Raw genomic sequence first — 11267 nt, forward strand, 5'->3', positions numbered from 1 at the left:
CGCTCGATCGCCCAGCCGCCACATCACCCAAGCCCTACACCTGGCGGCCCTCATGCTGCTACCCCAGCATCAATTGCTGCCGCACTGCTGCCACAGCAGCACCCCTCTCCCCGTCCCCGCCTCAAACCCCCGCCCCACAGGCCATGCACCGCGCATGGCACAGCCGTTGCACCACCCTCCCCATCCGCACACCCTCCCCCTTCAGGAGCCCCCATGACTACCGAATTCTTCTGGCGCCTGCCCTTGGGCACCGACGGCCCACAGCTGTCCACCGACCGCCACAACCGCGGCAACCCCGCGCACCGCCCCGGCAACATCGCCCCCGGCCGCCTGCCCGATGGCCAGGCCGATGGTTTCACCTACATCGACTACATCGCCCAGGTGGCCAAGGCTGCCGAGCTGGCCGGGTTCGAAGGCGCACTGCTGCCCACCGGCCCGGAGCCGTGGATCGCCGCCGCCGCGTTGGCCCGCGAAACCCGGCGCATCCGCTTCCTGATCGCCTTCCAGGCCACCTGGACCCTGCCCGCCTACGCCGCCCAGCAGGCAGCAATCCTGCAGAACCTCAGCGGTGGCCGGCTGGACTGGAACATCATCACCGGCGGCAACCCGGCCAGCCAACGGGCCAATGGCGACTTCCTGGAGCATGACCTGCGCTACAAGCGCACCGGCGAATTCCTCGACGTGATCCAGGGCCTGTGGACCCAGGACAAGTTTTCCTACGAAGGCGACATCTACCGCCTGGACAACGGCAGCCTGCCGCCGGGCCTGCAACACGAACGCAAACCGGGCGTGTACTTCTCCGGCTTTTCCGATGCCGCGCTGGACGTGGCCGCGCGCCACGCCGATGTGTACCTGAACTGGGCCGAGCCCATCGACAAGCTCAAGCCGCATATCGAACGTGTGCGCGAACTGGCCGACAAGCAAGGCCGCACGGTGCGTTTCGGCCTGCGTGTCGACCTGTTCGCCCGCGAGACCGAAGAACAAGCCTGGCGCGAACTGCGCCAGCAGTTCGAGCGCCTGGAAGGCAAGGCCAGCGCCAGCGCCAAGGGTTTCGTGACCGGCTCGGACTCTGTCGGCGGTGCACGCCAGGCGGCCTATCACCAAGGCTTGCAGGGCTTCGACGAACTGATCCTGGCGCGCAACCTGTGGGCCGGCTTCGCCAAGGCCAAGCCCGGCCCTACCGTGGGCCTGGTGGGCAGCCATCAGAACATCGCCGAACGCCTGGCGGAATACCGCGATGCCGGTTTCAGCACCTTCATCCTCGCCGCCAACCCGCACCTGGAAGAAGCCCTGCGCATCGGCCAGGAAGTGTTGCCGCTGGTGCAGCAAGCCACCACCACACCTTTGCAGGCCAGTGCCTGATCCCCACCGGAGCTGAACATGAGCCAACCCCTCGATACCCTGTGGTACACCCGCTGTCCGGTGCCCACCGGCCTGGGCATTGCCGTGCAGCAAGGCTGGCTGCAGGAAGACCTGGCCGGCCTCGGCACCCAGGTGCAGTCCCTGCGTGAAGCCGACCAGCAGGCGGTGCGCGAATCGCACTTCGACCACAGCCTGCTCAATTCGGTACGCCACGGCGGCAGCATCCCGGCCATCTGGGCCCGCGCCCAGGGCCGCGACACCCGCGTGATCGGCCTGTCGTGGGCCGATGAGGCGCAGTTGATCCTGACCCGGCCAGACAGCGGCATCCACACCGTGAAAGACCTCAAGGGCCGCCGCTTCGGCCTGCCCGACTGGGCCGCCGCACAGATCGACTTCACCCGTGCCCAGGCCCTGCGCGGGCTGGAAAACGCCCTCAAACTTGCCGGCTTGCAAGTGGGCGACGTGGACTTGGTCAACTACCGCTACGACGGCACCTTCAGCGACCGCCCGGTGCGCAACGTGGCCGGTACGCCGGTGTCCAGCACCCAGAGCGAAGGGCGCAACCTGGAGCTGGCCGGCCTGCTGCGCGGCGAGGTCGATGCAATCTTCCTCAAGGGCGCCAGCGCCGTGCAACTGGCCCACGCCTTTGCCCTGCACACGGTGATCGACACCGGCAGCCACCCCGACCCGCTGATCCGCAGCAACAACGGCACGCCACGCACCCTGGCGGTAGACAGCCACCTGCTGGCGCAGCACCCGCAGGTGGTGCGCACCCTGCTCGGGTCGGTGCTGCGCGCCGAACGCTGGGCCCACCAGCACCCCGACGAAACCCGCCGCTACCTGGCGCGGGAAACCAACAGCAGCGAGTACTGGGTGCAAGTGGCTTACGGCACCGACGCCCACCTGCGCCTGAGCACGCGCCTGGACGAACAGGCCATCGATGCCTTGCAGGACTTTGTCGAGTTCCTGAAACGCTGGCGCTTCATCCCGGCGCGCTTCGAGGTGCGCGACTGGATCACCCGCCAACCACTGGACCAGCTGCTGGCCCCCCTCCAAATGGACAGGAAACCCGTAACCCCATGACCAAGCCCCTGGAAACGCTCTGGTACACCCACAGCCCCGTGCCCACCGGCCTCGGCATCGCCGTGCAGTCGGGGCGCCTGGCCGAGGCTTTTACGCCGTTCGGCACCAATATCCAGTCGCTGCGCGAGTCCAGCGAACGCGAGGTGCGCGAGGCCCACTACGACCATCACCTGCAGAACTCGGTGCGCCACGGTGGCAACATCCCGGCGATCTGGGCCTACGCCAGCGGCGTCGAGACCCGCGTGCTGGGGCTGTCGTGGAGCGATGAGGTGCAGTTGATCCTCACCACCGAAGAAAGCGGCGTACGCAGCATTCGCGACCTGAAGAACCGCCGCTTCGGCATACCCAAGTGGGCCAACGTACAGATCGACTTCACCCGCGCCCAGGCCCTGCGCGGGCTGGAAAACGCCCTGAAGCTCGAAGGCCTGGCAGTAGCCGATGTGGAGCTGGTCGACTACCCCTACGGCGGCACCTACAGCGACGATGCCAAGCAGCACCTGTACGGCGCCGAAGTGAGCCTGGACACCAGCCGCTTCAGCCGCCGCAACAATGAGCTGATCGGCCTGCTGCGGGGCGATATCGACGCCATCTTCCTCAAGGGTGCGCATGCGGTGCACCTGGCCCACGAGTTCGGCCTGCGTGTGGTGGTCGACACCGGCAGCCACCCCGACCCGCTGATCCGCAGCAACAACGGCACCCCGCGCACGCTGACCGTGGACCGGCACTTGCTGGAAAACCACTTCGATGCCAGCCGTACGCTGGTCGACACGGTGCTGCGCACCGAGCAATGGGCCTGGGCCAACCCAGAAGAGACCCGGCGCTTTCTGGCGCGCGAGCTGAACACCAGCGAGTACTGGGTGGCGGCGGCCTATGGCGATGATGCGCACCGGCGCTTGCGTACCACCCTGGACAGCCGCTCGATCGAGGCGCTGCAGGACTTTACCGAGTTCCTGTTCAGGTGGGGGTTCATACCGCGGCGTTTCGATGTGCGGGAGTGGATTGATTTTCGCGTGCTGGAGAGTGTGATCGGTTCGACTTCGCGGCTGGCCGTTTGATCTCTATTGCCTGAACTGGCCCTATCGCCGGCAAGCCAGCTCCCACAGGTCCCCACTGAGCCTGAGCATTGTGGGGTACTTGTGGGAGCTGGCTTGCCGGCGATAGGGCCCTCAACCCCAACTCATTACTATCGACCAACCACTGCTGCCCCAGCAGCACCCGCCCAGCACCCCACTGCTGCCCAATCTGCAACACCTTTTAAAAACCAATACAAAATCATTACAAATCAGTCACTTGGCAACATGGCACAGTCCCTGCTCTAGCTCTCCCCAACAACGCTTTACATACGGGGAGATCCACCATGCACCAGCTCAATCCACTCGCCCGCCAGATCAGCCTCGCGCTGCTGCTGGCCGGCACCGGCAGCCAGGCCATCGCCGCCAACGAAGACAACAAAAACGAACCGGCCCTGGAAACCGTCACGGTCACCGCCCAACACCGCGAGCAGACCTTGCAGGAAGTCCCGGTAGCCGTATCGGCCATCAAAGGCACCAGCATCACCGCCGATGGCGTGCGCTCGATGGGCGACATCACCACCTTCGTGCCCAACGCCTCGGCCAAGAACCCCGACGGCGACGGTCGCCCGCGTTGGTACATCCGCGGCCTGGGCACCGGCGACACCGGCGCGGCAACAGTCTTCCCGGTAGGCATCTACGCCGATGACGTCTACCTCAACGCCCCCATCGCCGGCGGCGGCCCGCTGTTCGACCTCGAGCGCATCGAAATCCTGCGTGGGCCACAGGGCACCCTGTATGGCAAGAACACCACGGCCGGTGCAGTGAACGTGATCTCGAAGAAGCCCACCTTCGACACCGACGGGTATGGCACCGTTGGCTTCGGCAGCAAGAACGAACGCATCGTCACGGGTGCCATCGGTGGCGCGCTGGTGGACGAAAAACTGGCCGGGCGAGTGGCGCTGTATTCCGAGGAGCGTGACGGCTTCCAGAACAACGACTTCGACGGCAACACCTATGGCGATGTGAACAAGAAAGCCATCCGCCTGCAGTTCCTGGCCCAGCTCAACCCCGACCTTGACGCCCTGCTCAAAGTGCACAGCCGCCAGTTCAAGGGCGACGGCAGCAATGGTTCGCTACCCGTGGGCCGCTACTACAACGTCGGTTACGAGCGCCCCCATGGCCGCGACATTTCGCTGAACGTCAACGAAGACTACCGCCTGGACCACGACGGCGCCTCGCTGACGTTCAACTACTACCTGGGCGACTACACCCTGACCTCGATCAGCGCCTACGACTACATCCGCAACCGCTCCACCAGCGACGCCGACTACACCCCCTACGAGGTCAACGGCGCGTCGATCACCGACAACAGCTACCGCCAATGGTCGCAGGAGTTTCGCCTGGCCTCGCCGGAAGACCGCCCGCTGCACTGGCTGCTGGGTGCGCACTACTTCCACGAAGACCTCGACAGCTCGGCACAGCGGGTGGTCACCCCTGGGCCGACGCCCAACGGCACCGGCTCAAACCAGGTGGGCACCACGGCGTTCCGCGATATGGGCTTCGACCACCGCACCGACAGCTACGCGCTGTTCGGCAACCTGACCTACGACTTCACCGATGACTTCAGCGTCACCGGCGGCCTGCGCTGGACCCAGGAAAAAAAGGACATCGACCTGGACCTGGTGCAGCTGACCCGCGCCACCGCCAACGGCCCGCTGGTTCCGCTGGGCGGCGTGGGCACCAACGGCAACCGCCAGGAGGACAAGACCTGGGAAGCCTGGACCTACGACCTGACGCCCGAGTACCGCATCAACGACAACCTGCGGGTGTTCTTCCGCTACGCCCACGGCTTCCGCTCGGGCGGCTTCAACACCGGGCTGTCGACCAGCCTGGCGCAGTTGACCACAGTCGACCCGGAAGAGCTGGATGCCTACGAGCTGGGGCTGAAGTCGGAGTGGTTCGACCGCCGCCTGACCGTCAACGCCAACCTCTTCTACTACGACTACTCCGACATCCAGGTGAACCTGCTGACGGTGAACAACGGCGTGCTCACCACCGCGCTGACCAACGGCGCCAAGGGCAAGGTCAAGGGCGCGGAGCTGGAGATCGAAGGCCAGCCGACCGAGCGCCTGCACCTGCGCGCGGCGGTGTCGTTCCTTGACACCGAATACACCGACTTCAAGAACACCAACCCCACCACCGGTGCAGTAACCGGCGACTACAGCGGTAACAGCTTCGTGCGTTCGCCGCGCAACGTGGTGTCGCTGGGTGCCGATTACACCATCCCGCTGGAAGTGGGCGGCAAGCTGGTGGCGGGTGGCGACGTGAGCTTCCGTGACAAGGAGTACTTCCTGGCCGACCGCCAGAGCAGCGCCGACGAAACCCTCAGCCAGCCCCACTACACCTTGGCCAACGCCCGCCTGAGCTGGTTCAGCCACGACGACAAGCTGAGCGTGACCGGTTTCGTGAACAACCTCACCGACCGCCGCTACCAGGTGCACGGCCGGCCCAACGGCACCGCCGGGCAGTACGTGATCACCTACGGCGACCCACGCACCGTCGGGCTCAGCGTTACCAGCCGGTTCTAGGTTGCCCTTTCGGGCCTCATCGCCGGCAAGCCAGCTCCCACAGGTACAGCACAGGGCCTGAAACTTGTGGGGACCTGTGGGAGCTGGCTTGCCGGCGATGAGGCCAGTACTGCCAATACATCATTCAGCAGGAACACCCCATGCCCCACCACACTCCCTTGGCCAGCGCCGTCGCCCTGGCCATCGCCGGCCTCGCCGTGCCCGCCTTCGCCGCCGAACCCAACGACCGCCTCGACACCGTGGTTGTGGTCGGCACCCACCGCAGCGACGTCACTGCCCTGCAAAGCGCCGCCCCGGTCGATGTGCTGAGCGGTGAAAAACTCCAGGAAACCGGCGCCAGCGACCTGTCCGCAGCACTCACCGCGCTCTCACCCTCGTTCAGCTTCCCGCAGTCGCCCCAGGGCGCCTTTGCCGGTTCGATTGCCCAGGGTGCCTCGCTGCGCGGCCTGGCCTCCGATCAGGTGCTGGTGCTGGTCAACGGCAAGCGCCGCCACACCAGTGCCAACGTCACCCGTCAGGGCCTGGTCAACGCCCGTGGCGCGGCGGCCGTGGACCTCAGCCTGATCCCGCTGTCGGCTATCGAGCGGGTGGAAATCCTGCGCGATGGCGCAGCCGCCCAATACGGCTCGGACGCCATCGCCGGGGTGATCAACATCGTGCTCAAGGAGCGCGACGAAGGCGGTAACGCCGGCTACCGCTTCGGCGGCTACAAGAAAGGCGATGGCCTGCAGCGCAAGCTCAGCGGCTGGAAGGGCTTTGCCTTGCCCAATGACGGCTTCCTGACCCTGGCCTTCGACGCCGGCAGCCAGGACCCGGCCAGCGACACCCGCGACGACAACCGCATCTTCTACCCCGGCTCCACCAGCATCAACACCGCACGCGAGCAGAACAACCGCTACCGCAACTGGCGCTGGGGCTCGGGCAATGTCTCGGACCAGTACAACTTCACCGCCAACGCCGAAATGGGTTTGAGCGAGGGGCTGAGCGCCTACGGTTTTGCCACCTATGCGCACAAGAATACCGATGCCGAGAACTTCTTCGACCCGCCTACCACGTTACGCAACAACTACGGCAGCGTAGCCCTGGCGCGCTACCCGGACGGCCGCCTGCCGGTCACCCGCTACGGTCTTGAAGACTTTGCCGTCACCGGTGGGCTGCGCTTTGAAAACGAAACACTGGGCAACTTCGACCTGGCGCTGAACTACGGCGACAACCGGGTCGACTCCACCGACCACGACGCAATCAACCCCAGCTGGGGCACCGCCAGCCCGTCGACCATCTACACCGGCCGCCGTGAAGCCGACCAGACCAACCTGACCCTGGACTGGACCCGCGACTTCGCCAACGACTGGCTGTTCAAGCCGTTGACCGTTTCCGCCGGGCTGGCCTGGCGCCAGGAAAACTACGACCTCAGCGAGGGCGACGCCGCCGGCTGGTCCAACGGCCCCCTGTTCAACACCATCGACCCCATCAGCGGCAGGCGCATACCCGGTTACTACTCGGGCATCACCCAGGTCGACGCCGTGTCGCTGGACCGCCGCGTGATCGGTGCCTACTTCGATGTCGAAGCCCAGCTGACCGAGAAATTCCAGGCCGGCGTGGCCGTGCGCAGCGAGCACTATTCCGACTTCGGCGACACCACCAACGGCAAGCTGTCGCTGCGCTACGACTTCACCCCACAGATTGCCGCGCGCGCCAGCGCCAGCACCGGCTATCGTGCCCCTTCGCTGGTGCAGAGCGGGCTGTCGTCGTTCAGTGTGCAGGTGGTGGAACAGCCGCCGGGCAGTGGCAACTGGGTCGAGGTGCAGCAGCGCACCCTGCGCGCCGACAGCCCGGAAGCGGCCCTGCTTGGCGGCAAGGCGCTGAAGCCTGAGGAATCGACCAACTTCTCCGTCGGCCTGGTCTGGCGGCCATTGCCTAACGCCTCGGTCACACTCGACGCCTACCGTATCGACATCGACAACCGCATCACCCTGTCCGACCAGTTGCCTGCAGCGGTGGTGGGCCCGATCTTCGCCGGCACCCCCTACGCCAACATCCAGAGCGCGGCGTTCTACACCAACATTGCCGACACCCGTACCGATGGCTTCGAACTGGCCGGCCACTACCAGCTGGAGGTGGGCCGCTGGGGCCGCGTGGACTTCAACGGCGGCTATGCACGCAACAACACTCGTATAACCGGGCTGGATGATGTGGGCAGCATCCCCGGCAACCAGATCATCGGCCGCAACACCCAGGGGCTGATCGAGGATGGCACCCCCGAGGACAAGCTGACCCTCAGTGCCAACTGGCTGTACGACGGCTGGAGCGTCACCGTGGCTCAGCGCCGTTATGGGGAGTGGAAGAACCGCAACGCCGCCAACCCGACGCTGGACCAGACCTTCAGCCCGCAGTGGGTGACCGACCTGGACGTGTCGTACCGCTTCGACCTGGGCCTGACCTTGTCGGCGGGCGCGATCAACCTGTTCGACAGCCACCCGGACAAAGCGAAGGGCGCGCAGCTGTATGGCGTGCCCAAGTACTCCATCACCAGCCCGGAGGGCGCGCAGGGGGCGTTCTACTACACCAGTGTGAGTTACGACTTCTAAGCTGAAACCGGGTTGCCTTCTTCGCGGGCTTGCCCGCTCCCACAGGTACTGCACAGGTTTGCAGGCAGGTGCCATCCTGTGGGAGCGGGCAGGCCCGCGAAGAAGCCAGCACCGATGCTGCTGACTGACTGCTGCTCTAGCAGCACCTCGTTGCTGCCCACGCACCACCCTCGCCCTCCAGCCCCGCAAACCGGGGCTTTCGCCGCCTGGCACAGCTCTTGCGATACCCCTCTACCCTCTGCTTTCCCAAGGCCAGCCATGTGCGTGCTCTCTCGTCTTTCCTGGTTCATCTCCCCCCTGGCCCTGCTTACTTTCTGGGCCGTGGTGGCCAATGCCGGGCTGTTCCCGGCCAACCTGCTTATCCCGCCGTTGGAGGTGTGGCACAGCCTCAACGACCTGCTAGCAACCGGCGAGCTTCAGGAACACCTGGCCGGCAGCCTGTCGCGGCTGGCCCTGGGTTTCACTGGCGGCGCGCTGGCCGGCCTTGGCTTTGGCGCGGCGCTGGCCCTGTCGAAAACCGTGGAGGCCTACTGCGCCCCGCTGTTCCACACCCTGCGCCAGGTGCCCAGCATCGCGCTGATCCCGATGTTCGTGCTGCTGTTTGGCGTGGACGAAACCTTCAAGGTGGTCATCGTCGCCAAGACTGCGTTTTTCCCGGTGGCACTGGCCACCTGCGAAGGTATCCGCGCAATCCCGCGCAGTCATTTTGAAGTGGCCGCGGTGTACCGCTTGCGCTGGCCGACGCTGGTGGGGCGGATTGCCCTGCCCGCTGCGGTGCCGGCGATTGTCACCGGTATACGCGTGGCACTGACCCGCGCCTGGGTAGTGCTGGTGGCGTGCGAGCTACTGGCGGCCGACAGCGGCCTGGGGCAGATGATCGAGATGGGCCGGCAGATGCTGCGCATCGATGTAGTGATGGTCGGCGTGGTGCTGACCGGGCTGATTGGCTTCAGCCTGGACTTCACCCTGCGACGCGTGGAACGCCACCTGTCCGCCTGGCAAAGCCGTTGAGGAAGCTGTGATGAAACGACCTGATTTGCGTAGCCTGGTACTGCCGCTGCTGCTGCTCGGCGCCTGGGAGTATGCCTCTCGCCAAGGCGCAGCCGGGGCCTATGCCTTCGTGCCACTGGCGCAGGTGGGCACGGCACTGGCCGAACTGCTGGGCAGCGGCGAACTGCTGGTCAACCTGTGGGCAAGCCTGTTGCGTACCTGCAGCGGCCTTGCCATCGGCATTGTCGGCGGTGTCGGGCTGGGTGCGTTGATGGCCCTGTCTTCCCCCGCCAACCGCCTGATCGCGCCGCTGTTCCATGCCTTGCGCCAGGTGCCGATGCTGGGCTGGATCCCGCTGATCGCCTTGTGGCTGGGTAACGGCGAAGGCGCCAAGCTGCTGATCGTAAGCCTGGCAGCGCTGTACCCGATGGTGCTCAACACCTTCGAAAGCCTGCGCCAGGTCGCCGGCCAGCACCGCGAAGTGGCACGGGTACTAATGCTTAGCCGCTGGCAGCAGCTCTGGCTGATCCTGTTGCCCGCCGCACTGCCAGGCATTGCCGCCGGGGTGCTGCAAGCCTTGGCCTTCGCCTGGGTAACCTCGGTGGGCAGCGAGCTGTTCCTGTCCGCCGGGGCCGGCCTCGGCAGCCTGATGATGAACGCCGAAGCCGCCGCGCGCATGGAGATCATCGTGGTCTGCGTGCTGTGCATCGGCCTGAGTGGCTACCTGATGTCCTGGCTGTGCAACCTGCTCACCCGCCGCCTGCTGCGCTGGCGCACCCACCATTGAAAGGCCCGACCATGAACGCCATCGCCCACGCTTTACCCACCACCGCCAGCACTGGCGCGCTGACCATTCGCGGCCTGAACAAGGCGTACCCGCTCAAGGGCAAGCAGGTGCCGGTGCTCGAAGGCATCGACCTGGACATCCGCCCTGGCGAATTCGTCAGCATCCTCGGCGCCAGCGGCTGTGGCAAATCCACCCTGCTGCGGCTGATTGTCGGGCTCGACCAGGACTACCAGGGGCAGATCCTGCTGGACCGGCAACCCGTGCGCGGGCCGGGCCTGGAGCGCGGCATCGTGTTCCAGGACCACCGCCTGTTCCCGTGGATGACCTTGCAGCAGAACATTGCCTTGGCCTTGAAAAACCATGCACTGCCGGCGGTCGAGAAAAACCGCCTGGTGGCCGAGCACATCGAACTGGTTGGCCTGAGTGGTTACGAGCAGGCCTACCCGCACCAGCTGTCCGGCGGCATGGCCCAACGCGCGGCCATTGCCCGGGCGCTGGTGAACAAGCCCAAGGTGCTGTTGCTGGACGAACCGCTCGGCGCGCTGGACGCGCTGACCCGGGTGCGGCTGCAACAGGAGTTGCAGCGCATCTGGGTGCAGGAGCGTTGCACGGTGATCATGGTGACTCACGACATTGAAGAAGCCCTGTTCCTGGGTGACCGGGTGATCGTGATGGATGCGCACCCGGGTCGGATTCGCGAGGATTTGCGTATCGACCTGCCGCACCCGCGCCAGCGGGACAGCCAGGTGTTGCAGGGGTACAAGCAGCGATTGCTGGGGGAACTGGTGGGACATTGATGGCTAAAGCAAGCCTCTGTGGGAGCGGGTTTACCCGCGAAAGCGTCGGCACATCCAAC

The 11267-nt window shown here is 65.7% G+C and carries 8 protein-coding genes; all 8 read left to right on the top strand.

All coding sequences use genetic code 11. From position 1 onward, the window contains the following. Positions 1 to 213 precede the first annotated feature (213 nt). The 8 genes from ABOC32_RS21685 to ABOC32_RS21720 all read left to right on the top strand — a co-directional run bounded on the left by ABOC32_RS21685 (position 214) and on the right by ABOC32_RS21720 (position 11208). Positions 214 to 1362: an LLM class flavin-dependent oxidoreductase gene (locus ABOC32_RS21685; protein ID WP_426808804.1), complete on the top strand. Its 1149-nt coding sequence runs from the start codon at positions 214 to 216 to the stop codon at positions 1360 to 1362. Between the two features lie 18 nt (positions 1363 to 1380). Further along, complete coding sequence (locus tag ABOC32_RS21690; RefSeq protein ID WP_274137610.1) at positions 1381 to 2445, top strand: ABC transporter substrate-binding protein; 1065 nt, start codon at positions 1381 to 1383, stop codon at positions 2443 to 2445. Continuing rightward, entirely contained in the window at positions 2442 to 3500 is a 1059-nt protein-coding gene (locus tag ABOC32_RS21695) for an ABC transporter substrate-binding protein (protein ID WP_016486035.1), read from the top strand. The genes ABOC32_RS21690 and ABOC32_RS21695 overlap by 4 nt, the downstream gene beginning before the upstream one ends. A gap of 302 nt (positions 3501 to 3802) precedes the next feature. Next, positions 3803 to 6046: a TonB-dependent receptor gene (locus ABOC32_RS21700; RefSeq protein WP_426808805.1), complete on the top strand. Its 2244-nt coding sequence runs from the start codon at positions 3803 to 3805 to the stop codon at positions 6044 to 6046. Positions 6047 to 6186: 140 nt separating this feature from the next. Beyond that, positions 6187 to 8634: a TonB-dependent receptor plug domain-containing protein gene (locus ABOC32_RS21705; RefSeq protein ID WP_426808806.1), complete on the top strand. Its 2448-nt coding sequence runs from the start codon at positions 6187 to 6189 to the stop codon at positions 8632 to 8634. Between the two features lie 258 nt (positions 8635 to 8892). Further along, complete coding sequence (locus ABOC32_RS21710; protein WP_426808807.1) at positions 8893 to 9645, top strand: ABC transporter permease; 753 nt, start codon at positions 8893 to 8895, stop codon at positions 9643 to 9645. A gap of 10 nt (positions 9646 to 9655) precedes the next feature. Continuing rightward, the gene (locus ABOC32_RS21715; protein ID WP_426808808.1) at positions 9656 to 10411 is read left to right on the top strand and encodes an ABC transporter permease; all 756 of its coding nucleotides are present in this window, start codon (positions 9656 to 9658) and stop codon (positions 10409 to 10411) included. An 11-nt stretch (positions 10412 to 10422) separates the two neighbouring features. Then, positions 10423 to 11208 carry an ABC transporter ATP-binding protein gene (locus tag ABOC32_RS21720; protein ID WP_426808809.1) on the top strand — a complete coding sequence of 262 codons (786 nt, stop codon included), beginning with the start codon at positions 10423 to 10425 and terminating at the stop codon, positions 11206 to 11208. The last annotated feature ends 59 nt before the right edge of the window (positions 11209 to 11267 follow it).

It is taken from the genome of Pseudomonas sp. WOUb67 (assembly GCF_050058005.1).
Taxonomy (GTDB): domain Bacteria; phylum Pseudomonadota; class Gammaproteobacteria; order Pseudomonadales; family Pseudomonadaceae; genus Aquipseudomonas; species Aquipseudomonas putida_R.